At 62.5% G+C, this 25,579-nt stretch carries 17 protein-coding genes; 2 read left to right on the top strand and 15 right to left on the bottom strand.

From position 1 onward, the window contains the following. Positions 1 to 17 precede the first annotated feature (17 nt). From PLANPX_RS19690 to PLANPX_RS19755, 14 genes are all read right to left on the bottom strand, one after another. Positions 18 to 944 (bottom strand): SCO family protein, encoded by a 927-nt coding sequence (locus tag PLANPX_RS19690; protein ID WP_152100380.1) that lies wholly within the window; start codon positions 942 to 944, stop codon positions 18 to 20. After that, the gene (locus PLANPX_RS19695) at positions 941 to 1,408 is read right to left on the bottom strand and encodes a hypothetical protein (RefSeq protein ID WP_152100381.1); all 468 of its coding nucleotides are present in this window, start codon (positions 1,406 to 1,408) and stop codon (positions 941 to 943) included. The genes PLANPX_RS19690 and PLANPX_RS19695 overlap by 4 nt, the downstream gene beginning before the upstream one ends. Position 1,409: 1 nt before the next feature. Beyond that, entirely contained in the window at positions 1,410 to 2,681 is a 1,272-nt protein-coding gene (locus PLANPX_RS19700) for a hypothetical protein (RefSeq protein WP_152100382.1), read from the bottom strand. Further along, entirely contained in the window at positions 2,678 to 3,313 is a 636-nt protein-coding gene (locus PLANPX_RS19705; protein ID WP_198421771.1) for a c-type cytochrome, read from the bottom strand. The genes PLANPX_RS19700 and PLANPX_RS19705 overlap by 4 nt, the downstream gene beginning before the upstream one ends. Before the next feature lie 49 nt (positions 3,314 to 3,362). After that, positions 3,363 to 3,920 carry a DUF3341 domain-containing protein gene (locus PLANPX_RS19710; RefSeq protein WP_152100383.1) on the bottom strand — a complete coding sequence of 186 codons (558 nt, stop codon included), beginning with the start codon at positions 3,918 to 3,920 and terminating at the stop codon, positions 3,363 to 3,365. After that, positions 3,913 to 5,304, bottom strand: a complete 1,392-nt coding sequence (nrfD, locus tag PLANPX_RS19715) for an NrfD/PsrC family molybdoenzyme membrane anchor subunit (RefSeq protein ID WP_152100384.1) — start codon at positions 5,302 to 5,304, stop codon at positions 3,913 to 3,915. Before nrfD ends, PLANPX_RS19710 begins: the two co-directional genes overlap by 8 nt. A 28-nt stretch (positions 5,305 to 5,332) precedes the next feature. Further along, entirely contained in the window at positions 5,333 to 8,284 is a 2,952-nt protein-coding gene (locus tag PLANPX_RS19720) for a TAT-variant-translocated molybdopterin oxidoreductase (RefSeq protein ID WP_152101941.1), read from the bottom strand. A gap of 106 nt (positions 8,285 to 8,390) precedes the next feature. Then, positions 8,391 to 9,041: a cytochrome c3 family protein gene (locus tag PLANPX_RS19725; RefSeq protein ID WP_198421772.1), complete on the bottom strand. Its 651-nt coding sequence runs from the start codon at positions 9,039 to 9,041 to the stop codon at positions 8,391 to 8,393. Positions 9,042 to 9,425: 384 nt separating this feature from the next. Beyond that, positions 9,426 to 10,616: a 2-oxoglutarate dehydrogenase complex dihydrolipoyllysine-residue succinyltransferase gene (odhB, locus tag PLANPX_RS19730; RefSeq protein WP_152100386.1), complete on the bottom strand. Its 1,191-nt coding sequence runs from the start codon at positions 10,614 to 10,616 to the stop codon at positions 9,426 to 9,428. Positions 10,617 to 10,750: 134 nt separating this feature from the next. Continuing rightward, positions 10,751 to 13,693 (bottom strand): 2-oxoglutarate dehydrogenase E1 component, encoded by a 2,943-nt coding sequence (locus PLANPX_RS19735; protein WP_152100387.1) that lies wholly within the window; start codon positions 13,691 to 13,693, stop codon positions 10,751 to 10,753. A 311-nt stretch (positions 13,694 to 14,004) separates the two neighbouring features. Then, positions 14,005 to 15,729, bottom strand: a complete 1,725-nt coding sequence (locus PLANPX_RS19740) for a kelch repeat-containing protein (RefSeq protein WP_172992198.1) — start codon at positions 15,727 to 15,729, stop codon at positions 14,005 to 14,007. Positions 15,730 to 15,802: 73 nt separating this feature from the next. Further along, the gene (locus PLANPX_RS19745) at positions 15,803 to 16,777 is read right to left on the bottom strand and encodes a DUF1559 domain-containing protein (protein ID WP_152100389.1); all 975 of its coding nucleotides are present in this window, start codon (positions 16,775 to 16,777) and stop codon (positions 15,803 to 15,805) included. Positions 16,778 to 16,794: 17 nt separating this feature from the next. After that, positions 16,795 to 18,099, bottom strand: a complete 1,305-nt coding sequence (locus tag PLANPX_RS19750; RefSeq protein ID WP_152100390.1) for a dockerin type I domain-containing protein — start codon at positions 18,097 to 18,099, stop codon at positions 16,795 to 16,797. A gap of 97 nt (positions 18,100 to 18,196) precedes the next feature. Continuing rightward, positions 18,197 to 18,889 carry a PEP-CTERM sorting domain-containing protein gene (locus PLANPX_RS19755; protein ID WP_152100391.1) on the bottom strand — a complete coding sequence of 231 codons (693 nt, stop codon included), beginning with the start codon at positions 18,887 to 18,889 and terminating at the stop codon, positions 18,197 to 18,199. A gap of 338 nt (positions 18,890 to 19,227) precedes the next feature. On the opposite strand from PLANPX_RS19755, the gene PLANPX_RS19760 reads away from it, so the two are divergent. Continuing rightward, the gene (locus tag PLANPX_RS19760) at positions 19,228 to 20,019 is read left to right on the top strand and encodes a tetratricopeptide repeat protein (RefSeq protein ID WP_152100392.1); all 792 of its coding nucleotides are present in this window, start codon (positions 19,228 to 19,230) and stop codon (positions 20,017 to 20,019) included. After that, positions 20,016 to 20,195 (top strand): hemin uptake protein HemP, encoded by a 180-nt coding sequence (gene hemP, locus PLANPX_RS19765; RefSeq protein ID WP_152100393.1) that lies wholly within the window; start codon positions 20,016 to 20,018, stop codon positions 20,193 to 20,195. Before PLANPX_RS19760 ends, hemP begins: the two co-directional genes overlap by 4 nt. On the opposite strand, the gene PLANPX_RS19770 is transcribed toward hemP, so the two are convergent. Further along, positions 20,179 to 25,509: a PVC-type heme-binding CxxCH protein gene (locus tag PLANPX_RS19770; RefSeq protein ID WP_152100394.1), complete on the bottom strand. Its 5,331-nt coding sequence runs from the start codon at positions 25,507 to 25,509 to the stop codon at positions 20,179 to 20,181. The two genes, hemP and PLANPX_RS19770, sit on opposite strands and share 17 nt — an antisense overlap. Positions 25,510 to 25,579: the final 70 nt, after the last annotated feature.

Consider the following 25,579-nt stretch of genomic DNA (forward strand, 5'->3'; position numbering starts at 1 on the left):
GTTAGCGTTTCCTGACGTTAGTTATCGTGGCTGGGCGGAACGCCAGACTGCGAATCTGTTTCGGATGACGTCTTAGCAACGGGCGCCGCCTGCCGATCGTGGCGGATCGACATGCCAATAAAGCCGACCATCGCAGCGACGGTCAGCAATCCGCCGGCGCGGACCAGGTTTAAAATCGCCAAGCCGTATTTGCCGTTCGATGGATCGTAGTGGAGGCAAAGCAGCAGCAACTCGTCGACTGGCGAACCGATCTGTCCCTGCGAAGCTTCGACCAGCCCGAGCCGCACGTCGCGCGTCGGGTAGTCGATGCCGTAGAAGTAGCGTGAAACGCGACCTTCGGGCGTGAGGATGACGATTCCGCTGGCGTGGGCGTATTCGTTGCTCTTCTTGTCGTAGACGTATTGGAAGCCGACGGAATCGGCGGCCGCTTTCACGGTTTCCTGATCGCCGATGAGGAAGTTCCAACCAGCCGGATCGCCGTTGCGATTGAAGGCGTGCACGACCGACTTCTTCTTATCGGCCGCAATTTCCACCGTGTCGGTCGCGTCGAAGCTGACGACGACGATGTTGAAATCTTTGCCCGCTTCAAAGTCGATCGCTTGCAGCGTCTTCGCTACGCTGTTGAGGACCATGTTGCACAACCGCGGGCAACGGTAGTAAGCCAACACGAAAACAGTCGGCTTACCATCCATGCACTCAGCGATCGTGACTTTCTCGCCGTCGGAGTTCGTGAACGTCGCATCGACGTCGACTTGGTTGTCGAGGCGCTGGTGGAACTGCACTTCCTTGATGGCGACCGCGTCGGGCGACATCAGCATCGGCGACAGTTCTTCATCCGTCGCTCCCTGAAGCGGCGCGACGCCTAGCGTGCAGGCCAGCATGGTCGCCAAAGCGGCGATGCCGTACCTCTGCAGCTTGTTCAAGTTCTTTGAGAACCGATTCATTGCGACGCCTCGCTTCCGCCGCCGACGCCTTGCGCGACGGGGGGCCAATCGGGAAGCCCGCGCTCGGCGGTAATTTCGATGGCACGCTCGATCGGAATTCGCACGACGCCGCGATCGCGATCGATCCAGGCGGTTTCATGAATCAGCTTCTCTTGCGATTCACGGTGCAGACGCAAGTCAAGCCGTTCCGCGACCTGCAGCAGCGGCCCGGGAGGGGCCGGCGGCTCGCCCGACTCGGCGAGCGGCGACGGCGAAATATCGGCCTCTTCCGCTTGGTCGAGGAAGATATCGAACAAGCCCACCACCACGACGCCGGTCACGATCATCGTGATCGCGAGCGCGGCGAGGAACATGCCGAGCGAGCTGATGCTGACGTCGCTGTCTTCATGGACGTGCGCAGCCGTCGTGTGGAGATGCGGTAGTTCTTCTTCGTGACGTTGGTCGTCGGTCTTGTGGTCGGACATCTTAGTGGTGCCCCCCCTTCTTCTTTTTCTGCTTCGAAGCAGCGGCCTCGGCCTGGGCGAACGTCTTCGGCCGGCGACGGTTAAAGACCAGCCACCAAACGCCGCCAATGGCGACCGTCAGGCCGGCGTCGATCCAGGGGAAGAAGCCGTGATGTTCTGTCTTGGCAGCGTCATGGGCGCCTTCGTGCGCAGCTTCCGCAGCGGCATGGCCAGCGTCGTGCGCCAAGTGAGCCAGATGTTCGAAGTACGCCTGGGCGGCAGGTTCGACGTACCAGACGTACATCACCCATTCCATGACGACGATCATCAGCGCCATGAAGCCGAGGCGGGCGGGATCTCGCTTCCAGTCGCGATTGAGCAACCCGAAGAACGGCACCATCCAGTGGAAAACTAGCAGCGACACCGCCACCCACAGCCAGCCATGCGCCAAGCGGCGGATGACCCACACCACCTCTTCCGGCAAGTTGCCGTACCAGATGATGAAAAGCTGCGAGAAATTGACGTACATCCAGAACATGATCAAGCCGGAAAGCAGCTTGCCGAGATCATGAAATTGGTCGACTTCGTACGGCGTCAGCGACGGCTGGCGGCGGGCGTCCCGCGTCGCGAGGAAGATCGAAAGCGCGAGGGCGCCGACGCCCTGCGCGGCAAACATGATCACGCCGTAAATCGCCGAGAACCAGTGCGGCTCGAGCGACATCATCCAGTCGATCGACGAGAACGTCACCGCGAGACCGTGCAAGCCGAGGCCGACGCCGCTGAATCGGCGGAAGCGATGGTGCGCGGGACTATCGGGTGCGGCGTTCGTACGGGCTTGCCAACTCAGCAAGCCGATCAGCAAGAACCAGAGCGTGAAGTAAATCGCGGCACGGATCAGGAAGAACTTCTGGTTGAGGTAGAAGTTCGCCTTGTACTGCAGCATCGAGTCGTCTTTGACGATCGCGAGATTCGCCCACTCGTAGATCTTGTCCAGGTTCATCGCGATCGGGATGAACAAGATCGCCATGATCGGGATCATGCCCGTCGTGGCTCGCAGGTACGGACGAATGCGATCGCCCCACTTACCGCCGGTAAGGTTGTGGAGCAGTTGCAGCGCCATGCTGCCGAGCGCGAGGCCGTTCCAGAACAGCCAGGCGACCAGGTACGACGCGAAGAATTGGTCGTGATTCTGCGTCCAGCCGATCGCCCCGACGATAGCGCCGACGACAATCGCGCCGGCGGCGAATTGCAGCGGCGAACGGGCGGCGGATGGTGGGTTCGATGCGGCGGTCACGGAGCGCTCGGCGACTGGGTGGCGGCTGGCTGGGCGTTTTCGAGTTGTTGACGTTCGGCCTCGGGGACGTCGTCAAGCTTGGCGTATTGGGTTAGTTGCAGCGCTCGCACGTAAGCGGCGATCGCCCAACGATCCTTCACTGGAATCTGCGAGGCATAACTCGGCATGACGCCGAAGCCGTTCGTGGCGACGTCGAAGAAGTAGCCAAGCGGCATCCCGCGGAGGCGATCGCTGTGATACGTCGGCGGCTTGCGATAGCCACGGAGGACGATCATCCCGTCGCCGTCGCCGGAACGGCCATGGCAGTTGCTGCAGAAGATGTTGAACCGCTGCTCGCCCCGCTTGAGCAGCGCGGCGTTCAGCTCCATCGACTCGGGAAGTTCTTCGGTGAACTGGCCGTTGACTTTGCCGCTGTTGAAGACGTCGTTCGGCGAGATGGCGCCGTACTCGACGACCCCTTCGACGAGCGGGCGCGAGGAGCGACCATCGTCGAAGAACGTGTTCTTTTCCAGCGGCTCAAGGCGCGGCTGGTCGTACATATCGCGATGGCACCCAACCAGCGCGAGCAGCGCCAGCATGGAAGGCGCCCAGGCGAGGAAAGGGCGTGCGAGTTGTCGCGGTCGCGAAACCATGGGGCGCTGGTGGTTGGGCGCTGGGCGCTTGTTGAAAAATGGGATGCGGTTAGTTGTCGACCGTCGTCACGTGCGTGGCGCCGATGCTGCGGAGGAAATCGCTCGCGGCGACTTCGTCGAACTTCTTGTCTTTCGACTCAATGCAAATGAAAAAACGGCTCTGCGACGCCTGACTGAACTCAGGAATGTTGAACAGCGGGTGATATGGCATCGGCAGCCCATTGAGCGCCAACATGCCGAGCACCGCCGTGATCGCAGCGCCAAGAATCGTCGTTTCAAACGTCACCGGAATGAACGCCGGCCAGGTGTTCACCGGGCGGCCGCCGATGTTCATCGGGTAGGCGATGACCGAGCAATAGTAGCAGAGCCCGAATCCGGCCAACCCGCCGAAGATGCCGCCCAGCAGCACTAGGAACGGCAGCTTCGTCCGCTTGGCGCCGAGCGCTTCGGCCAGACCGTGGACCGGCATCGGGGCGTAGGCGTCGGTCCGCACGTAGCCCGCTTCGCGAACCTTGTGGGCCGCTGCGAGCAGGTGGTCGGCGTCGGCGAACTCGCCGAGGACGCCGTACAGGGCGGGCGTTTCAGGAGCGCCGTGGTGATCACTCATGGTGGTGCTCCTCCTCTTTATGCAGGAGCTCGCGCATTTCGAAGATCGAAATCACCGGCAGGAAGCGGATGAACAGGAACAGCAAGAACAGGAAGACGCCGATCGTGCCGATGTACGTCGACCAGTCCCAGAACGTCGGATAGAACATGCCCCACGACGACGGCAGGTAGTCGCGGTGGAGGCTCGTGATAACGATCACGAACCGTTCGAGCCACATGCCGATGTTCGCCACGATCGCGATGCACCATAGCAGTACTGGGGACAGGCGGATCTTGCGAACCCACAGCAACTGCGGAGCAAGCGTGTTGCACAGAATGAGCGACCAGAACGCCGGAGCGTAAGGACCGATCATGCGGTTGCGAGTCAGATACTCTTCGTAGGTGTTCGCACTGTAGAAGCCGAAGAAGACTTCCATCACGTAGCCGTACGACACCATCAGGCTCGTCGCGAGCATGACCTTCGCCATGTTGTCGAGATGGCGGTCGGTGATGAAGTCTTGCAGGCCGTAGGCAGCCCGCAGCGGAATGGCGAGCGTCAGCACCATCGCGAAGCCGGAATAAATGGCGCCGGCGACGAAGTAAGGCGGGAACAGCGTGTTGTGCCAGCCGGGGATGATCGACATCGCGAAGTCGAAACCGACCACCGTATGCACGGAGACGACCAGCGGCGTCGCAATGCCGGCGAGCAACAGGTAGGCGGCGTCGAACCGGCGCCAATGGCGAGCTGAACTGCGCCAGCCGAACGAAAGCATGCCGTACGTGTACTTGCCGATCTTGCTCTGAGCCCGATCACGAAGCGTCGCAAGGTCGGGAATGAGACCGGTGTACCAGAACAAGAACGACACGGTCATGTACGTCGAAACCGCGAAGACGTCCCACAACAGTGGACTGCGGAACTGCGGCCAAATGCCCATCGTGTTCGGAATCGGCATCAGCCAGTAGAAGAGCCAGATGCGACCCAAGTGAAGCAGCGGGTACATGCCGGCGCAGACGACGGCGAACAGCGTCATCGCTTCAGCGAAACGGTTGATACTCGTTCGCCACGACTGGTTGAGCAGCAACAACACCGCGGAGATCAGCGTTCCGGCGTGGCCGATGCCGACCCACCAGACGAAGATGATGATCGCGAAACCCCAGCCGACCGGGACGTTGATGCCCCAAATGCCGACGCCGCGAGCGATCAGGTAAACGACGCTAACCAGCAACACCTGGACCAGTAGGAACGAAACCGCCAGCCCGAAGAGCCAGCCGCGCGACATCCCCTTGGTCAGCACGATCGAGCTGATCTGATCGGTGATGGAGCCGTAGCTATGGCCCGGCGCAAGAACGGGGATTTCCGCCGCTGCGGCTGTCGCCGATCGTTGATCGCTATGGGATGTGGCCATCGAGGGCGCCTTCAAATATCCGCGCTAACTAAGCGAGCGCTGGGTGGGGGTTCCGCAAGCGGACCAGGTACGTGGTGCGAGGACGAACGCCAAGCTCGGACAGGGCGCCGTAATTACGGGCGTCCTGCTTCAACTTGGCGACGCGGCTCTCGGGGTCGTTAATATTGCCGAAGACGATCGCTTGCGACGGACACGCCTGCTGGCAGGCCGTCTGCAGCGAACCGTCGACGAGCGATGGCTTCTCGCCCGAAGCGACGCCTTCCTTCTTGGCGTCGATCCGAGCGTGATTGATCCGCTGGACGCAGTAGGTGCACTTCTCCATCACGCCGCGATTGCGAACCGTCACCTCCGGGTTCCGCATTAGCTGCAGCACCGGGGTCGTCGTGTCGGAGTATTGGAAGAAGTTGAAACGGCGAACCTTGTACGGGCAGTTGTTCGAGCAGTACCGCGTGCCGACGCAGCGATTGTAGGTCATCTCGTTGAGACCTTCGTCGCTGTGGGTCGTCGCCGCGACCGGGCAAACGACTTCGCACGGCGCTTTCTCGCAATGCTGGCAAAGCATCGGCTGATGGATCGCCTCGGGATTCTCCGGGTCGCCGGAGTAGTAGAGGTCCATCCGAATCCAGGCCATCTCGCGATTGTTGAGCACCTGCTCTTTGCCGACGATCGGAATATTGTTTTCCGCCTGGCACGCCATGACGCAGGTGTTGCAGCCCGAACACTTGGTCAGGTCGATCGCCATGCCCCAAGCGAAGTTTTCCTTGTCGTAGTCTTCCCACAGGGGAAGCAGCGACGCGAACGGGCCGCGAACGGCGTCGGGCAAAATCCCTTGCGGGTCTGCCTTGAACTCTTCGACTGTCGTCGAGTGGACGATGTTGCGGCCGTCGATCTCGTGGTGCGTCTGCGTGATGGCAAGTTCCATCTTCTCGCCGGTCTTCACCAGCTTCGCGTCGCGGGCGATGTAGCCGCCGTGCGACGTACGGAACTTGTACGCGTTGAAGCCGATCTTCGAGCCGATCTTGCCAGCCAGCGTTCGGCCATAGCCGAAGTGGCAGGTGATACTGCCCGAACCGTGGCCCGGCATGATGCAGACGGGGGCCTTCACCTTTTCGCCGCCCGACTCGATGCGGACGACGTCGCCGGTCTTCAGATTCAGCTTGTCGGCGTCCGTCTTGCCAATCAGGACGGCGTTGTCCCAGGTTAGCTTGCTGAGCGGTTTCGGGGCTTCTTGCAGCCAACCGTTGTTCGCGTAGCGGCCGTCGCCGATCGTGGGATCGGGCAGCAACACTAGCTCGAACGTCGAGTCGCCGGCAGCTGCCGGAATCGCCGGCAAGCTGGCCACCGCATCGCCTTGAACGGTCGCCGTTTTCGTCTCGAACTTGGTGTCGGCGATCACGCCGTCGGCCAGCGCCTTGTGCCAGCCTTCTTCGAATCCGCCGCCGAGCGCTGCTTGCCAGGTGGCGCGGACCAGGTTGTAGCTCGACTCGATCGTCGGGTCGGCAATCGCGGCAATCACTTCGTGAGCCGTCTTGCCGTTGTAGAGCGGCGCGATCATCGGCTGCACGATCGCCGCCGTGCCGTCGTAGCCGCGGGCGTCGCTCCACGACTCAAGGTAGTGAGCCGCTGGAATGTGCCAATGGCACAGTTCCGACGTTTCGTCTTCGAACAGGCTCAGATGGACGGCGAGCGGCGTCTTGCGAATCGCTTGCGCGAAATTCAGATCGACCGGAGCGTCGTAGACGGGGTTCCCCTCAAGGACGATCAACGCTTGAACTTTGTCGCCATTGAGGGCGTCGGTCAGCTCACGCATCGAGGCGACCGAATCTTCGCCGGCGGCGGCGATCGACTCGATGTAGCTCAACGTCGGGCCAACATTGCCAAGCTCCGCGTTGATCGCGTAGGCCAGCACATGCGCCGAGGCCGGCAGGTGATCGCCGGCGATGACGATCGAACGGCCGCGCTTGCTCTGCAGGTCGCTGGCCACTGCATCGAGCCACTTCGCATCGACGCCGTTCGGCAGGTCGGCAGGTGCGGCGCCAGCGATCTCAAGCTTGCGAGCCAACGCGCGGAGAAACTGCTCCGACTGCGACGGGCTCAGCGGCAACCGATTGTCGGCGGCGGCGCCGGTCGGCGTGTAGGTGCTTTCGATGGCGTACAGGCGATTCGGCTCAACGCCGGGGTACTGCTTCTCGCTCTCGACGCCGCGGCGCGACATAAAGTCATACGAGTAACGCACCGAGGCGCCGCCGCGCGACAGGAAGTCGGAATCAATCGCGACGACCACATCCGCATTGGTAAAGTCATAGATCGGCGCGAGATCGGCGCCGAAGGCGAGTTTCGCCGCTTGGCGAGCGCTGTCGTTGCTGACCGGATCAAACTGATGCCAACGAGCCTGCGGCAACGCGGCGAGCAGCGCTTCGCGTTGGCGAGCGAGCGTCGGCGAAGTCACCGGCGGGCTGAGAATTCGCAACCCCGACCCGTTGCCGCCGGTCGGCAGCGCGCCGCGAATGGCGCCAACGAACTCGCCCCAGGTGGCGATGATGCCGAGATGCTTGACCGTTTGCGAACGGTCGGGATCGTACATCGTCAACAGCGACGCTTGAGCGAACGCGTCGGTCGCCCCGAGGCTGGCGCTATGAAGCTTGTTGCCCTCCAGCTTCGTCGGCCGACCCATGTTGCTCGTGGCGACGAGGCCGATGGCGCCGTCGCTGTTGGGCATCGCCGTGGCGAAGTAGTTCGGCAGGCCCGGGGTAATCCGATCGGGCTGCCGCACGTACGGCATGATTTGTTCGGAAGGACCGCGGTTGCACCCCGTGGCGCCAGCCAGCGCGACCGAGGCGCCCATCAACTGCAGAAAGCGGCGGCGATCTGTCGGCGATTGCTCCCACACCGAGGCCAGGCGCGGAAACTCGCGCACGAGGCGTTCCTCGAAGGCGGGATCTCCGGCTAACTCCTCGAAGCTCCGCCAGAACTTCGGCATCGACGACTCTTGGGGAGCCTCGCTCTGGGGCGGCTTATGATGGCAACTCACGACTGGTCCTTCTAGTAGCTCACCGTCGCTGAAATGGAACGACGGCCACCGCTTCTTAGTGGTGACAAACGGAGCAATGCGTCTCGCTGGCAATCTGATGGACTTGCATCAGATCGATAGCGACGTTGGAAACGCCTGATTCGGCGTCGGTCTTCTCCGGGGCCGAGGGGAGCGGCTCCATCGAAAATACTTTGTCTCGCGGGCGGATGTTTGGCTCGGGATTGCGATGGCACTCGATGCACCACTGCATATGCAACGTCTTCGCACGCCACATCAGCGGCATCTCATCGACGCGACCGTGGCACGACACGCAACCCACGCCCTTGGCGACGTGGATGCTGTGATCGAAGTAAGCGAAGTCAGGCAAGTCATGCACGCGAGTCCATGGAATCGACTCGCCGCTGCGAAAGCTCGCTCGCACCACTTCCAGCTTGGGACTGTCGGCCCAAATCTGCGAGTGGCAAGTCATGCAAGTCGCCGTCGGCGGGATGCCTGCGAACGGGCTCGACTCGACCGACGTGTGGCAGTAGCGGCAGTCGATGCCCAGGCCCGAGACGTGATGCTCGTGACTGAATTCAACTGGCTGAGGTCGCACCACGCCGACTTGCGTCGCGTAGGACGAACGAAGCAGGGTCCATATAATTCCGCCGGCGCCAGCGAGAATGAACACCGCGCCAAAAATGCTGGCGCGGGCAATTGTGTTCATGCTGGGATGAAATATCTGAGCCATCGATGCGACGCGGAGCTCTCTGTTCTGCGGGCAGGTGGGATGAATTCAGGTGGGTTGCGCCGAAGCCCTATAATGCGCGGCAAAGGGTAATGTCTGCAAGGGCCAAATGGGCCAGGAAGGCTCGACTTTCCGCGGGTTTTTCAATTCATTGCGCAAAGCCGCGAGCGACGAAACGACGCTCCGCTCACCATCACGCAACAGCCCCCGTTCTTGAGATCGAGTCTCGCTGATCGAGCGGCTGGCTCGATGCGGCGTCGAGCGACTCAGCATTACGAGCGCGTAATCTGATCGGCAAAAACCGACTCAAACGCCGCGCGCACTAAAGGAATTCAATCAGTCGTCCGCCGCAACGCCCTGACTTTAAACTTCGAGCAAAATGCGGGCTGGGTTCTCGATCGCTTCCTTGATGCTGCGCAGGAACGTCACCGCTTCGCGACCGTCGACGATGCGGTGATCGTACGTGAGCGCGAGGTACATCATTGGGCGAATCACCACTTGGCCGTCGATGGCGACGGGGCGGTTGACGATCGAGTGCATGCCAAGCACGCCGCTCTGCGGCGGATTGACGATCGGCGTCGACAACAGCGAACCGTAAACGCCGCCGTTGGTGATCGTGAACGTCCCGCCTTGCAATTCCTCGACGCGGAGGCTGCCCGTTTGGGCCCGCTTGGCGAGATCGTTGATCGACTTCTCAATGGTCGCGAACGTCATCTCTTCCGCATTGCGGAGAACCGGCACAAACAGCCCGCGTTCGCTGCCGATCGCCACGCCGACGTCGAAGTAGCGACGGTAAACCACCTTGTCGCCTTCAATGATCGCGTTGATCTCGGGGCATTGCTTGAGCGCGTCGACGGCCGCCTTCACGAAAAACGACATGAAGCCGAGACGAACGCCATGCCGCTTCTCGAACGCTTCGCCGAGCCCGCCGCGAAGCTCCTTCACCGCCGTCATGTCGACTTCGTTGAACGTGGTGAGCAGCGCGGCGTTCTGCGTCGCGTCAAGCAACCGGGCCGCGATGCGGCGACGCACGGGGCTCATCGAGACGACTTCTTCGGTCCGATTGCCGGCGCCAACTTGCAGCGACTGCGAGTAGTTGGCTGGCTTGGCGGTGTGATTGACTGGCTGCGTGGCGATCGGCGCCGGGGCAGGGGCCTTGGCCGGTTCGGCCTTCGCGGCGAGAGCGGGTGCGGGGGTCGGAGCAGGCTTCGGCGGTTCCGGGGCGGGAGCCGGCTTTGGCGCTTCGGCGACAGGGGCGGGCGCTGGAGCCGGAGTTTCGGGAGCCTTTTCCGGGGCCTTCTTCTCAGGAGCCGCCTCGACCGCATCCAGATACGCGATCACTTCGCCGACTTCGGCGGTGTCGCCCGCTTGCTTCAAAATTTTCGTGATGACGCCCGCGCTCGGCGACGGCACGTCGAGCGTCGCCTTCTCCGATTCCAGTTCGACGAGGTTCTCATCGACGGCGACCGTGGAGCCTTCGCCCTTGTACCACTGGCCGATGAAAATTTCGGAAACCGATTCGCCGATTACCGGGACCTTCAATTCGATGGGCATTTCAACTCTCTGACGATAGGCGGCCGAGCAATCGAGCGGAGCCGCGGTGGATATGTATGTAAGTCGGTTGGCGTCGAGCCAACAAAAAAGACCGGCTCGTCAGTAAACTGAGAGCCGGTCGCTAAAAGCAGTGTTTATTCACGCAGCAGAGCGCGATCGACTAGTTCAGCCTGCTCACGCTCGTGAGCCGTCTTCGAACCAGTGGCCGGCGAAGCCGATGCGGGGCGGCTAATGCACTTAAGCGGGTATTGCAGGCAGAGGCTGTCGTCCCACATCGAACGCAGGAACCGCCAGGCGCCCATGTTTTCCGGCTCTTCTTGCACCCACACCAGCGGCGTCCCCTTCGGCAGCGGAGCCAACGCGGCGAGCAGCTGATTCATCGGCAGCGGGTAAAGCTGCTCGATGCGGATGATCGGCGGCCCATCGATACCGAGTTGCTGACGACGCGCCCGCAGGTCGAAGTAGACTTTGCCCGAGCAAAGGATGACGCGGGTGTCGCGATCGCTCAGCCGGCTCGTCGACTCCGGCAACACGCCGTGGAAGCGGCCGCGCGACAGCTCGGCCATCGTCGAGACGCACTCTTTGTGACGAAGCAAGCTCTTCGGCGTCATGATCACCAGCGGCTTCCGCCACGGGCGAACCACCTGCCGACGGAGGCAGTGGAAATACTGCGCCGGCGTCGTCGGGCAAACGACTTGAATGTTGTCGTCGGCCGCGAGGGTGAGGAATCGCTCAAGCCGAGCGCTCGAGTGCTCTGGCCCCTGTCCTTCAAAACCGTGCGGCAGGAGGAGCGTCAACCCGCTCAGGCGACGCCACTTCACTTCAGCGCTCGCGATGAACTGGTCGATAATCACCTGGCCCGCGTTGGCGAAGTCGCCGAACTGGGCTTCCCACGCCACGAGCCCTTCGGGGCAGTCGAGACTGTAACCGTAATCGAAGCCGAGCACGCCTGCTTCCGACAACGGGCTGTTGACGATTTCCACCGGCCCCTGATCGGGCGACAGGTGGGCGAGCGGCATGAACTTGTTGCCGTCCTTCACGTCGTGCAACACCGCGTGACGCTGGCTGAACGTGCCGCGCTCGCAATCCTGACCGCTCAGGCGAATGCGAACGCCCTGCGCCGCCAAGCTGGCGAACGCGAGCGATTCAGCCGTAGCCCAATCGAGCGGCTCTTCGCCAGCGGCCATCTGCCGCTTCCGCTCCATCGCCCGCACGAGCTTCGGATGGATGTGGAAACCTTCCGGCACGACGGTCAGCTTTTCAAGCAATTCGACCAGCCGCTCTTGCTCGACGCCAGTGACGACGTTCGGCGCCTTCTCAAACGGTCCGCCGTAGTAGTTGGCCCAGGGGCCGGTCGGCGTCGGGTTGGCCAATTGAAAGTCGCGGGCCTTCGCCGAGGCGAAGTCAGCTTCGAGCTTCGCGTGACGATCCTTCGCAATCTGCTCCGCTTCGTCGGCGGTAATGCCTCCGAGCGCAAGCAGGCGCTTCAGGTAGCCTTCTCGCACCGAATTTTGCGCGCCGATCGCCTGGTACATCAGCGGCTGGGTGAACGACGGCTCATCGCCTTCGTTGTGACCGCGCTGACGGTAGCAGTACATGTCGATCACCGCGTCGCGTTGGAATTCCTTGCGGAAGTCGAGCGCCAGGCGAACGGCCTGGGCAACCGCCTCAGGGTCTTCGCCGTTGACGTGGAAGATCGGAATTTGCAGCAGCTTTGCCACGTCGGTCGCGTAGGCGCTCGAGCGGGCTTCAATCGGCGTCGTCGTGAAGCCGATTTGATTATTCACGATCACATGGAGCGTGCCGCCGACCCGATAACCGGGCAGCTCGCTCATGTTGAGGATTTCTTGCACCACGCCTTCGCCAGCGAACGCCGCGTCGCCGTGGACGAGGACGACCATCCCCTTTTGACGCTGCGCGTCGCCGTAGCGATCTTGCTTGGCCCGCATGCGGCCCATCGCCACGCCGTCGACGTACTCCAGATGGCTCGGGTTGAAGCAGAGCGACAAGTGAACCTTGTTTCCCTTGCCTGTGACCCAATCGCCCGAGTAGCCGAGATGGTACTTCACGTCGCCCGGGCCGGTACGCTGCGGCGACTCCAGGTCCATGAATTCGCGGAAGATCTCGCGGGGGCGCTTGCCGATAACGTTGGCCAGCACGTTCAGGCGGCCACGGTGGGCCATCGCGATAACGACTTCGTTGATGCCGTCGTTGCCCGCCTTTTCCAGGGCCATATCGAGCAGCGGAATGAGGCTCTCGCCCCCTTCGAGCGAAAAGCTCTTGGCGCCGGTGAACTTCGTCTGCAGGAACTGCTCGAATGAAGCGGCTTCGTTCAGCTTCTTGAGAATGCGGAGCTGCTCGTCGCGCGAGAGTTCCGTGCGATTCTCCGTCTCTTCCATCCGCGACTGCAGCCACTCGCGAATCACCAAGTCGTCGATGTGCATAAACTGCACGCCGATCGCCCGGCAGTAGGTATTTTGCAGCCAGCTGACGATCTCACGGAGCGTCCGCTGCTTCGGCCCCTGCATCGTGCGGGTCGAGAAGACCCGATCGTAATCGGCTTCGGTGAACCCGTAGTAGGCGGGGTCGAGTTCCGGCGGCCGCGGACGGAACTGATCGAGCGGGTCGATGTCCGAGATGATGTGACCGCGGACCCGATAGTTTCGAATCAGCTGATCAACGCGCTCTTGCCGCGCGGCCAATTCTTCGTGCTTCCCGTTGCCGCTGCCGTTCCCGTTCACCGGGTAGGCGGGGCTGAACGGCGCCGTCGGCGGAGCGAGCCCCGGCACGCGATGCGATTCGAGCACCAGCTTCGGCTCGCCCAATTGCGACGCGGCCAGCGTTGGATCAGCAAGCCGCGCGTCGACTACCGGCGCGGGTAACGCTTGCGCGGTCAGCTTCGTCGCGGAGGACTTGCGATCCGTCCCGTTGGCCAATTCTCCGAACAGCGCACGCCAGTCGGCCGGCGCAGCGTCGGGATTGTCTTGATAAAGAGCGTAGAGCTGTTCGACGTAGTCGAGGCTCTGACTATTGAGTTGAAGTTGCGGACCGTCGACGTCCGCGGCGGGGGTGGCCATTTGCGATGGAGTCGGGCGTTGCGGTAAGAGGTGCCGGTTGCAGCAGTAAGTATACTATAATTTTTGCCGTCCCCCTGGAACCGCACTACCGGGCAATTGGGCAGGATTGGGGGATGTTTTTGCCGCTTTTTTGCGCAGCGGCGCTGGACATCGCCTCCCGCGAACTCCCGCCCCTGCGCAGCGATTCGCTGCCACAGCGCACCGCAACCGCCGTAAATAGAAAAAGGGGCGGAAGTCTTCGGCCACTGGCGGGCTAGCTGCTAAGCCGCCCCGCTAGTGGGAAAACTTCCGCCCCTCGATGTGCCACGCTGCTAGTTGGTCTTCTTCGCTTGGCCGGCGGTCGACATCTCTTCGATGTTCGCCAAGTGCCCGTCAAACGAGGCGCCCGCGATCGACAACAGCTTCGCCCCGCCGGCTGGAACCAACCGGTGGAAGAACCGCGGCTGCTTCAGTTCGACGACCGCTTCCCACGACTTGCCGTCGTCGGAGAGGCGATAGAGCGAATCTTGCGTGCCGCTGGCGAACAGCTTGCCGTCCAGGTTCCACGCCGAGGCGCCGAAGCCGTCCATGTCCTCTCCCGGCAGCTCCGCCAGTTCGGTCCATTCGCCGGTCGTGGGGTCGAGCAGGCTCACTTGCCGCGAGATGTTGACGTCGGCGTCCATCCCCCCGAGGGCGATCAGCTTGCCGTTCCACTGAGCGGCGGCGAGCGCGCGGCGACGGAAGTTCGGCTTCGCGATCGCTTCCCACTTACCTTGCGGATTCGTCAGGTCGAACGCCCAGGCCGTGTCGAGCCAGGTCCCCTTGCGGTCGCCATCGAGCGTCCAGCCTCCAACGACGTACAGCTTGTCGCCGATCACCACGGCGTCGTGCGACGAGCGGGCTTCCGGCAGCGGGGCGAGGGCCGTCCACTTCTTCGTGGCCGGGTCGAAGCTCGAGAACTCGGCGACCGAGTGGAGATCCTCATCTTCGCCGTCGGCGTTCTTGGCGTTCAACCCGCCGACGCGGTACAGCTTGCCGTTGTGGGCCACGAGCGGCAGGCCTTGCAGCGGCGTTTCCATGGGAAGCTCTTCCCATTCCTTGCCGCCGTCGAGCTTGATGCGGAGGAACTTCTGCGACAGGTTGTCCTTCGAGTGCTCGTGCTCGCCGCCGGTGTGGCCGCTGTAAACGTAGAGGTATCCGTCGCTCACCGCGGCGCCGAAGCTCGACACGGCTTCCGGCAGGGCAGGGTAGGCGCTCAGCGCTTCGTCGGAAACAGGCTTCTTCTTCGCATTCTGACCGTGACCGCCATGGCCGCCGTGGCCCCCATGGGCGTGGCCGTGCGGGTTCTTCTTCTCCGCGGTCGCACTCTTGTGGTTGAAGAGGAGCGTGCCGTAGTTGCCGACGCTCGTGTAGGCCTTGCCTTCGTGCTCGCCTTTTTCACCCTTCTTCATGTAGCTGGTGATGGCGCTCACCGGACCGGCGGCCGGTTCCTTGAAGGTAGCGATGCCCTTGGCGTCGGTCTTCGCTTCTTGCGTGTCGCCCTTTGAATCGGTCAGTGCGATGCCGGCGCCTTCCAGCGGCTGGCCTTCCCACGTGACGAGCAGCGCAAGACCTTCATCCGAAGCCTTCGGCGAAACGTCCAGCTTCAGCCCCTTCGACGGGCCGGCCTTTTCCCAGGCGGCGACGGTCGTGCCCGGGATTTCCTTCGCGTAGTAGGTCAGCAGCATGCCGTGGTAGATGCCGTATTGAGCGGTCAGTTCCAGGACCGCGTCTTCGGCGACCGGCTTCTCCGAGCGGCGACCCACAAAATCGTCCTCTTCGAGGGTCTCGAGCGCGACATCGGCCGCCTCGTCACCGACGCGGGCCGCCAGCTTCGCCTCGGCAAGGGCTTCGGGCAGATGATAGTTCCGTTCTTCAGGGCTCTCGCCGAAGAACACCAGCGCTCGACCTTCGCCGTCAACGGCCAGCCAAGGGAAGTGGGCCTGAGCCTGACCAACTGCAAAGCACAGCGCGGACAGGGCCAGAGCAAAGCGGAAACGAACCGCCGAGAGAGACATTTTCATTCCTCAAACATTGGAAAACACGCGTCGCGCCCACGGCCCGCACAAAGTCGTCGAGCCGCTGCGGGGACTAATTGATTTCAGGATTGGCTTCTTCGCCGGTGCGGGTTACCAGCGCCGTCATCGCATCGCGATCGATCTCGGTGCGGATGAACTGCACGGAACCGTCGAGCAGCACAAACTGCACGCCGCCCGGATGATCGCTCCGGAACGTCGTGCGGAAGCGGGTATCCCATTCACGATTGGAATCGTTGAAATTGTAATTCGCCGGCTGGCCGGTCATCAGCCCCAAATGCCCGTAAGCATGGTGCCAGTATCCCTGGGCCCAAGTGAAATCGCCGTAGCAAGACCCGCTCGTGCTCGTGCAGCTCGATTCGTAGTGGGTATCCCAGTGATAACTCTCCCATGCGTAGTTGGTTTCGCCAACCAGCAGCGTATGGGTCGTCCCGTCGGTAATCGCCTCAATGCCCAGATCGTAGCGTTTGCCCGTCGTCGCGGGAGGAGCGGTGAACGCCCCGTTCAACAGGGCCTCCGGCTTGTACATGACGCGCGTGCTGATCATGTAGCTGCCCGGCCCCAACTTTTCGCCGCACGCATCCGGAACGCTGCGCGGCAGATTCATGCCAGGGCAGAGATACATCGGCTGAGACGTTTCGGTGAACTTGCGGTTATTGACGCCGTTAGCGAGATCTTGCGCCGTAGGCTCCTGCGTAATGTCGTACTGCGCGTAAAGACCGCCTTGCTCCAAGTAGGGCAGGAGCAAGATGAAGGTGCTTCCCAGGTGCTCGTAGAAGGTATCGCCCGCAGCCAGACCACCGCCCGAGCCGAGCACTTGCGGAGGCGGCAGCGTCTTCTGCGCCGTTTCAAAGTTCAACGTCGCCAGCCCGATTTGCTTCAGATTGTTGCGACAAGACGTCCGCCGCGCCGCTTCGCGAGCCGCTTGCACTGCTGGAAGCAACAACGCCACGAGCGCGCCAATAATGGCGATCGCTACAAGCAACTCGACGAGCGTGAACCCGCGATTCGGTCGGCTTCCCTGTTGCATAGATAATCCTGCGTAATCTACCGAGAGGAAAATCGTGACCGACGGCCTCGCAGCAATGCCGCGGCGCCGCACATAGCCAGCAAGCCGGCGGTCGGTTCCGGGACCGAAACGACCGGCGTGTTGGTCGTTTGCCCGAAGTGTTCCTTCCAAACTGTCAGGTCGCCCGCGTCAATGCTTCCGTTTCCGTTGCCATCCGCGCCAGACCCGGCGGGCGTCGCCGCGGTCCCAAAGCTGCGCTGCCAGGCTAAGAAGTCGGCTCCATCGACCGAGCCATTCCCGTTGTAGTCGCCGGCAAGTCCTGCAGGTCCCGCGGGAAGAATCGTCACGTTCATGGCGATCGTCGGACCAGCGCCGTTGGGGTTGGCGCCGACGTCGAGATCATCCAGGTAAAAGTCAGGATAGGAGACGGAGCTGCTTTGTCCATCCGGTTCGAACAATGACGAAAACGTAAAGCCCAGATGCCCTTGAGCAAGGGAGTTCTGAATGTAGGCCAAAACCGCCGGATTGCTCAGATTGGGGACGAACTCGAACACGTCGCCGCTGTCTAGCATGTCGCCGGGCTGCAGTTCCGTCCCTTGGCTGGTGTACGCCTTGCCGATCGCAAACGGCGACGGCGTGAATGGCGCCGTCGTATGGCTCGGTTCCGTCGCGCTGTAGCCGCCGACGAGCGAGTTCTCCGCATCGCGGCCGTTCAAGTCGACTGCATAGTAGTTGTACGGAGTCGAGCCGACCCAGCGCGGCTGCCGGAGCGAATACGTCCCGGCAGGCGGATTGGAGCCGAAGCCGAACGTCGTCAGGCCGTTGTTGAATGCGACGCCGTACATTTCGATCGGGTGATCGACGTCACTGTCCGTCCCCGCCACAACGGCGGCTGATTCGTCGAGCGTGCCGTCGTACGCCAGCGTGTAGCCGAATTCAGGGAGAATCAGCGACCCCAGCAGGGTCATCTTGATTTTCAGCGAATTGATCTTGTATCGCGACGGAGCAACCACCGGCACGGTCGTCGAGGTGTTGGCAGCGACCAAGATGCTGCCGCGACGAGTTGGTTCAGAGCCGGTCCCCTGAAAGAAAGTCGGCGTGCCGTCCTGCGTCTCTGAGTAAGCGACGAACATCGACCCGCGATCGCGAACTGAGCCGGGCCCGTTCCCGCTCGGCACCGGGTACGTCCACATCTGGATTTCGGGAAGGTCGTTGAAGTAGTCGATCGTCTGCGCCGATGCCGTCTTCGCGATGCAAGTGCATGACGCCGCAATCACTAGCGCCGTCCAAGCGAACGTCAGCAGTGCGGCGTGCGGGCGGCTACTCTGTGCAGGGTGATTCATGTCGCAGTGTCGTCTTGTTCGGTAAACGCAACCGCCGCCGGCGTCGAATGGGTTTCGACGCCGGCGGCTTGAATGCCAATCAAAGCTGCCGTTTCAATCAGGCGGCGATCCGGCGACGGAGCGCGGCGAAGCCGACCAGCCCGAGGCCGGCCATCGCGAGCGTCGCCGGTTCAGGAACGATGGCCGGTGCGACGGCGTTGAACGTCGCCGCGCCGTTGTAGTAATCGAGCTGCACCCCCGCGAGCGCCGAATGGTTGGCGGCGGTATCGAAGAGGGCGGTGTACGCCGCAGCAGCCGGAAGTTGCCACTCGGCCCAGTAGTAGTGGAACCCGCTGGCAACGCCGCGGTCGACGAATTCCGTCGGGGCGGTGCTATTGAGCAGCAGCGTCGAGTTGGTGATCGAGTTGTTGCCCGCCGAGTCAAAGGCGATTTGCAGCACAATCGTCGTGTTGGCGTCGGTGGTCGAGGCGCCGGTCAGCGAGGTAGTGAAACGGCCCTTGCTGCTGCCCGTGTACAGCGAACCGGTCGCCACCTGGGCCGGCGGAGCGAACGTCGGCGGAGGAACCACGCCGCCCTTCACCGTCGCGGCGCCAACGCCGGACGACAGGTTCGGAGCATGCGACGCCGAGTAGTCGGAGACGGCGTTTGTCGTCACGACGAAATTGTCCCATTCGAACGAACCAGTCGAAGGAACGGCCTGATCGGTGAATAGCGTGTTGGCCAGACCGACGTTCGCAACGGCGAATATGGCGGCGCAAGCGATCAAGGCGAGAGCAAAGCGGCGAATCATTAGACAGTCACTCCAAAGTTGGGTGGGTGCACAAGCTCGCTAACCTTGAACGAACGAGTGCGTGGATTGACGGAACCGGCCCTCACGCATGCGAATGATCAGCAATGCATTTGGCTGGCTACTAAACGGCGAGTCTCCTATGTGCTCCTGCGAGACCGGCGTCCGGGCGAAGCGATCTGTCGATCGGCGGTCTTGATATCGAGTCTCAGTAGCGATAGATTATCCGACCTGACGGCCGCGTCAATGGGGGAGACCCACGTTTCGCCCTGTATTTTTCGTCAGCTGAAGCCTGCAGCGGCCGCCGCGAGCCAGCAGAATCCTCTCCAAGTGAGCTACCGATGACCGAGCCGGCGACCAAGCCAGACGCCGCACGACGGGCGGCCGACCTCTACGAACGCGGTTTTTCGCGGGCGGCGATCGACGTCCTCGAGGCGGAGCTCCGCCTCCAGCCCGAAGCTGGGGCCCTGTGGCGGCTGCGCGCGATCATGCTCCAGCGCGAAGGGCGCCTCGACGAGGCGTTCGACAACATCCAGCGGGCCCTCGCCCTAGTTCCGCTCGGCTATGAGGGGTTGCTTGTGCTGGCTGCCGGTTACTTGCGGCAAGGGCATCGGGCCTCCGCGGCGAGCTTACTCACCGACCTAACGGCCGACGGCGACTTCCCCGCGGAGCTGTGGGAACCGCTTTACAACTCGCTCTGCGCGATCGAACGCTGGCAGGCGGCGCTGGCTGTCTGCCGTCGCGCGGCGCGGCTACGGCCCGACGACGACGGCATATGTTTCGCCGCCGCGAATACGCTGGCCCGCCTTGGCCGCCCGCCGCAACTGTCGCTCGCTATGCTGCGGCGGGCGATTGGGCTCAACTCCGCCGAGCCGCGTTACCGCATCGCGCTCTCAATGCAGCTCGTGCGCATGGGACAGATCGACGAAGCCTACCGTACGTTCTGCGAAATGACGCGCGACGAGGTCGAAGGAATCGGCTGCCGCTGCTGCCTGCAGAAGGCCCTGCAACTCTGCATCGATCGCGGCGACGCCGGCCGGTCATCGTGGTTGGCCAGCCGGCTGGCGATAATCTCGCTCGCCAAACGGAGCGCAGCGGGGCCAAACTCGCAGGCGCAAGGGGGACAAGCATGACCGAGTCGTTCACCCCGCCGCTCACGCCGGTCGTTCCCTCCGAGCCACCGAGCGAGCCGCGCAACCTGCAGTCTGCCGAGCTGTTTCAAGGCGCGCGCGTCGTTGAAATCACCCACGCGGGCGAAACCTACCGGCTGTTGTTGACGCGGAACAATCGCCTTATTCTGCAGAAGTAACCTTCTCTGCCTCGGCGGCTGCAGGGGCGTCGAGTACCTTCAGCTTCAGGTTGCGGAAACGCACCTCGGTTGGCCCGCCCGAGTGGAGCTGCAGCGCGAACAGCCCGCGACGCTCGCCATCGGGATCGTCGAGATCAACGCATGGTTTGCCGTTGATCCACGTGCGGATGTGGCTCCCCTCGGCGACGATCTTGTAGTCGTTCCACTCACCCTTGCGGACGAACTCTTCGCCCGACTTCTCCCACAGTAGAGCGCGGCCCGACTCTTCGTAAAGCTTGCCCCACCAATCGGGGCCGATGTCGGCTTGGTACCCCTTTGCCTCGCCTCCCTCGGCAGGCTGGCTGCGGAACTGGACGCCGCTGTTGCCGGCGTCGTCGACAAGTTTCACTTGGAACGTCAGTTCGAAATCGCCGACGGCGAAATCGCTGAATAGGAACTCGTTCTTCGCCAGCCCATTCTTACTGCGGCCGATGAGTTCGCCTTCTTCAACCGACCATAGTTCGTGATTGCCGTTCCAGCCGGTCAGATCCTTGCCGTTGAAGAACAACTCTTGGTTGTCGGCTTGCGCTTGGATCGGGTTCTGGCCCTTCGCCTGGAGATAGGCGAAGAGCGACGCAATTTGCTGCGGCGAGAATTGCTTCAGCTGATCCTCAGGCATCATCGAGGCGTCGCTCAGTTGGCGATCCTCGATTTCGTCCTGCGGTACGACGATCGTTTCGGTCGTCGTCTGAATCGTGACTGACTTGTCGTCTTCCGCCTTCACGAGACCTGAGATGACAAGTCCGTCGACCGTGAGGATGACCGTTTGCTGATAATCCTTCGAGATAACCGAGCTCGGGTCGATGACGTTCGACAGCAAGTACTCGACGTCGGCGCGGTTCGAGCCGGTGAGATCGGGACCGATCTTGGCGCCAACGCCGTACAGCGTGTGGCACTGCTGGCAGGTCTTCACAAACACGGCGCGGCCGAGTTCCACGTCGGGCGTCGCCGACGGGTGCTTCAACATCTCGCGGAGGGCGACGATCATCGCGGCCTTGTCGGCCGGCGTGCTGCGCACTTGGCCCCAGACGTTGGCGAGCAGTTCGTCGAGGTCGGCGTTGTTGTGGTTCTGCAACTGACGCACGAGGTCCGCCGACAGGTCGGCGGCCGGAATCTGCTTGGCCTCGATCGCCTTCAGCAGTTCGACGCCATAGCCGGGCCGCGAACAAAGCGTCGCCAAAGCGGCCCGCTTCGCCGCCGGCGAGGCGTTGCCGTAGATCTTTAGCACAGCCCCCGGCACGGCCGCGTCCTCGTAGAACGCAAGGCCCGAAAGGGCCGGCTCGCACAAGCCGGGATCGGTCAGCAACTTGAGTAGCACGGGCGCCAGGCCTGGGTCCTTGACGCGGAGCAGGGCGTCGAGCGCCTGCCGCCGAGCGCCATCGCTCGCCTTGCCATCGACGACGACAGCCCGCAGCGCGGCCATCGCATCCTTATCGCCGAACGTCACGCCGAGGGCCGTCGCCTCGCGGCGAACTTTTTCGTCGCTGCTCTTTGCCGCCTTCGCGGCGGCGGCGGGCCAGTTCTTCGGCTGGGCAACCTGACGTTGCCCCTGCAGGGCGGTGCGCATGCCGACGATGAGTTCAAGTTGCTCGCCGGCGTTATCCGACTCGGCGACGGCCTGCACGAGCGTGGCGAGCGCCTCGGGCGAGTCGATGCTCGCGATGCGGCGGATCATAAACTTCCGCAGCAGCGGAATCGTCTCGCCGCATGAGAGACCAAACGTCAGCGCCTGTTCGGGGTTCTCCGCAGCGAGCGGTTCCGCGGCGAACCAGTACATCAGCGGCAAGTTGTGATCGTCGGCGTCCTCGGCGTGCCGCGTGAGGGCCGCAAGGGTCTCCCACCGATGGGCCAGCGGCACATGTTGCAGCGCCGCGGCGAGATAGAGCCGCACCACCTGCGAGGAATCTTGCTGGGCCATCACGGCAAACTGCTGCACCATGTCTCGCTGGGGCGTTTTGTCGCCATCCCAGGTGAACTGAATCACCCAGCCGCGAACGTACGGCGACTGATGCTTCAGCAGCGTCGCTGCGAGGTCGGCCGGAATGCCGCCGGTGACGTGCAGGGCCCACATCGCCCGTTGCACGCGGCTCGCATCGGCGTTGTTCTTGGCGATTGAAACCAATTCATTTCGTGCATCTACGCTCAGCTTTCCCGCGGCGGCCCGTTCTTGCAGGATGCGGCGCGAGTGGCGGACATACCAGTCGTTTTTTTCGAGAGCGAGCTTCGCCAACTCGACGTCGCTCAGCTTGCCGAGGTCAACCTTCCCGGCCTTCTTGTCGCCGTAGACGATTTTGTAAATGCGGCCGTTGCTGCGGTCGTGCCCTTCGACGTTGTTGTGATGGCAGGCGTTCGTGTCGTACCAGTCGATCAGGAAGCAGTTGCCGTCTGGCCCGTAGCGAAAGTTGAGAATCTGCGACGCCAAGTCGCCGGTGAGCAGAAAGTCGGGGCCGTGGCTGCCGATGAAGCCCGAGCCTTGCGGCTTCAAAATGTCGGTGTTGAGTCGCTGGCCGTGAATGTTGTTCATGAAGATGCGGCCGCGATATTCCTCAGGCCACGCGCCACCGAGGTAAATCATCGCGCCCGAGTGGGCGTGTCCGCCGCCGGCGTCGCCCGACTTGCCGTTGCCGCCGTGGGGATTCTCGCCGAGGTAGTGGCGATGGTCGGCAATCGTCTGGATGTCGGCGTAGGTGAACGGATTGAAGTGCGTTCCCGCCTGACGTTGGTACCGTGCGCCCGGAATGTTGTAGTAGAGGTGAGGGATGACGCAGGCGGTGGTGAACGCTTGGCCGTTATCGTCGAAGTCGACGCCCCACGGATTGCTCGTCCCTTCGGTGAAGATCTCGAAGACATGCTGCGTCGGATGGTATCGCCAAATCGCCGCATTGACCGGAATCCGCTTGTCGTCCGGCGTTCCCGGCTTGCCGATGCGCGAGTGGGTGAACACGCCGTGGCACCCGTAAAGCCAACCATCCGGCCCCCAAATGAACGTATTGAGCGTCTCGTGCGTGTCTTGATACGCCCAGCCGTCGAGCAAAATCTCCGGCTTGCCGTCCGGCACGTCGTCGCCGTTGCGATCGGGAATGAAGAGCAGATAAGGCGCGGCGCCAACCCAGACGCCGCCGAAGCCGAGCTCGATGCCGCTCACCAGATTTAGGTTGTCGGCAAAGACCTTGTGCGAGTCGAACTTCCCGTCGCCGTCCGAATCTTCGAAGATCAAGATGCGGTCGGTCCCTTTGCCTTCCGGAGCGCGAATGGGGTACTCGTATGCCTCGGCGACCCACAGCCGGCCGCGATCATCGAGCGCCATCGCAATCGGCTGCTTCACATCGGGTTCCTGGGCCGAAAGAATTGCCTTGAACCCCGCCGGCAGCTTCATCACGCCGACCGCCTCTTCGCCGGAGAGACCGGCGTAGGGGTACTCGTCGGCTGTTAGTTCGCCTGCCGGTTGATTGGCGATCACCGGCATCTCGTCGTGGAAGCGGAAGTGATCGAAATTGACGTGCCCCCACCCGGCGCTGCCGTGGTCGATGACGCGGACGAAGATCTCTTTGCCTAGGTACTTCGAAAGATCGGTCGCTACGCGCGACATTTCCTCCATGCTGCGTCCGCTGGCGTGGAAAATCACCTCGCCTGATTGCTTGTCGACAATTTGCGCGCCGAGCGCTTTGCCCGAACCGCCGCCGATTAGGAAGCTTGCGTAGGGGTGCGTCACCTTGAACGGAATGCTCGTCAGTTCGCCCTGAGGGCCGTCGCCTGTGCGCTCGTAGGTGCCGATCCAGTACTGCCCCTTCTGGCCGCTCGTCTGATCGACCAACCGCTTGCCGACCGTATCGCCTTCGACTGGCAGTTCAGCGAACGCGGTGCCCGTGGCGGTCCAGTCGCTCAGGTCGCCTTTCTCGAAGTCGAGATTCAACCGCCGGCCGTCGGCGGCCGTTGCTGGAAAGCCGTCGGGATTGGCCGCTGTGTCGGCTTTCTTATCAGCGGCGTGCTCGGGTAGCGTCGGCTTCTCGACGCCGTCGCGGAGCTTTGGCTGCGATTCGTTCCACTTCGCTTCGTCGACTTCCTCCGCCTTGTGCGTGAGGACGAACGTCCCCTTCTTGCTGCCGACGACGACGTCGGGCAGCTTGTCGCCGTTAATGTCGCGGGCAACGACCTGCGTGCCGACGCCCGAGTTGTTGTCGATTTCGTGCGGCACGAAGCGGGCCGAGCCGTTGTCGCGCACCGTTTGGAACCAGTACAGCACTGCCGGCTCCAGCGAGCCGGGGTCATGCTCCGCGTGAGCCCACCACCGCTTGCCGGTGACGATGTCGAGCACGCCGTCGCCGTCCATGTCGACGAGGTCGACTGCGTGGAGTTGCGAGAATGCGACGCCGTAATCGTTTTCCTCGGGCTTCTCGCCCATGATCTTGTGTTCGATGAACTCGATCTTGTCGCCATTCCTCACCTGCTCGAACCAAGCGAGGCCGTACGAGTGAGCTGCCTTCGCGGTGAGGACGTCGTTGTCGCCGTCGCCGTCGAAATCGTAGGCGAACATATGCGAACCGCCCGGCTCGCTGAACTTCACTTCGTGGAACGCCCACGGTTCGTCCGTCACCTTTTCGGGCTGCTCCCACCAGCCGTTTTGCTCGAGCAAGTCGAGCCGGCCATCGCCGTTGACGTCGCCGACGCCAATGCCGTGCGTGAACCGCTGGTAGCCGCGCACTGGCGACACGGGGTGGAACTTCCAGAGCTGCGTCGGATCTTGCGGGATCTCGGCGTAGCCAATTTGTCCGCCGCTCATGCAGACGAGATCCGGTACATCGTCACCGGTAACGTCGGTGAAGGTCGGCGATTCGTTGTCGGTCACCGCGAGGGCGATATGCCGTTTCCAGGGGGCCTCTTTCCCTTGCGGATTTTCGAACCACGACGTTTCCGCACCGGGGAAACCGATGATCAGAATGTCGTCCCAACCATCGCCGTTGAAATCGTGCGTGAACGCGAAGAAGTTCTCGGAGTAGCCGGCGATATCGAACGGCTTGGCCGGGTAATACTCGTGCCGCTTGAGGAACTTCGGGCCTTCGTACCAGTAGGGCCCCGAGACGAGATCGTTGACGCCGTCGTGATTGAAGTCGCCGAAGTTGGCTCCCTCGCCGTAAAACTCCTTCGAAAGTTGCTCCTTCTTGAAAGAGTGCTTCACGAACTTGTCGTGCCCTGCATGGCCTTCGTGGGCCGTCGCCAGCGGGGTGAGAGCAACGAACGACAAGAGCGCGCAGCACGCGCGAGAAAGCTTCATCATCGCAGAAGTTCCTTGAGAGGCGCACCTTCCCGCATCGCGGAAAGGAAGGAAACGCCGCCCCGACGCAGCG

This window comes from Lacipirellula parvula (assembly GCF_009177095.1).
Classification (GTDB): domain Bacteria; phylum Planctomycetota; class Planctomycetia; order Pirellulales; family Lacipirellulaceae; genus Lacipirellula; species Lacipirellula parvula.

Coding starts and splice junctions, on each gene's coding strand:
- PLANPX_RS19690 (WP_152100380.1), bottom strand. CDS start 944: ATGAATCGGTTCTCAAAGAACTTGAACAAGCTGCAGAGGTACGGCATC.
- PLANPX_RS19695 (WP_152100381.1), bottom strand. CDS start 1,408: ATGTCCGACCACAAGACCGACGACCAACGTCACGAAGAAGAACTACCG.
- PLANPX_RS19705 (WP_198421771.1), bottom strand. CDS start 3,313: ATGGTTTCGCGACCGCGACAACTCGCACGCCCTTTCCTCGCCTGGGCG.
- PLANPX_RS19710 (WP_152100383.1), bottom strand. CDS start 3,920: ATGAGTGATCACCACGGCGCTCCTGAAACGCCCGCCCTGTACGGCGTC.
- nrfD (WP_152100384.1), bottom strand. CDS start 5,304: ATGGCCACATCCCATAGCGATCAACGATCGGCGACAGCCGCAGCGGCG.
- PLANPX_RS19720 (WP_152101941.1), bottom strand. CDS start 8,284: ATGCCGAAGTTCTGGCGGAGCTTCGAGGAGTTAGCCGGAGATCCCGCC.
- PLANPX_RS19725 (WP_198421772.1), bottom strand. CDS start 9,041: ATGAACACAATTGCCCGCGCCAGCATTTTTGGCGCGGTGTTCATTCTC.
- odhB (WP_152100386.1), bottom strand. CDS start 10,616: ATGCCCATCGAATTGAAGGTCCCGGTAATCGGCGAATCGGTTTCCGAA.
- PLANPX_RS19735 (WP_152100387.1), bottom strand. CDS start 13,693: ATGGCCACCCCCGCCGCGGACGTCGACGGTCCGCAACTTCAACTCAAT.
- PLANPX_RS19740 (WP_172992198.1), bottom strand. CDS start 15,729: ATGTCTCTCTCGGCGGTTCGTTTCCGCTTTGCTCTGGCCCTGTCCGCG.
- PLANPX_RS19745 (WP_152100389.1), bottom strand. CDS start 16,777: ATGCAACAGGGAAGCCGACCGAATCGCGGGTTCACGCTCGTCGAGTTG.
- PLANPX_RS19750 (WP_152100390.1), bottom strand. CDS start 18,099: ATGAATCACCCTGCACAGAGTAGCCGCCCGCACGCCGCACTGCTGACG.
- PLANPX_RS19755 (WP_152100391.1), bottom strand. CDS start 18,889: ATGATTCGCCGCTTTGCTCTCGCCTTGATCGCTTGCGCCGCCATATTC.
- PLANPX_RS19760 (WP_152100392.1), top strand. CDS start 19,228: ATGACCGAGCCGGCGACCAAGCCAGACGCCGCACGACGGGCGGCCGAC.
- hemP (WP_152100393.1), top strand. CDS start 20,016: ATGACCGAGTCGTTCACCCCGCCGCTCACGCCGGTCGTTCCCTCCGAG.
- PLANPX_RS19770 (WP_152100394.1), bottom strand. CDS start 25,509: ATGATGAAGCTTTCTCGCGCGTGCTGCGCGCTCTTGTCGTTCGTTGCT.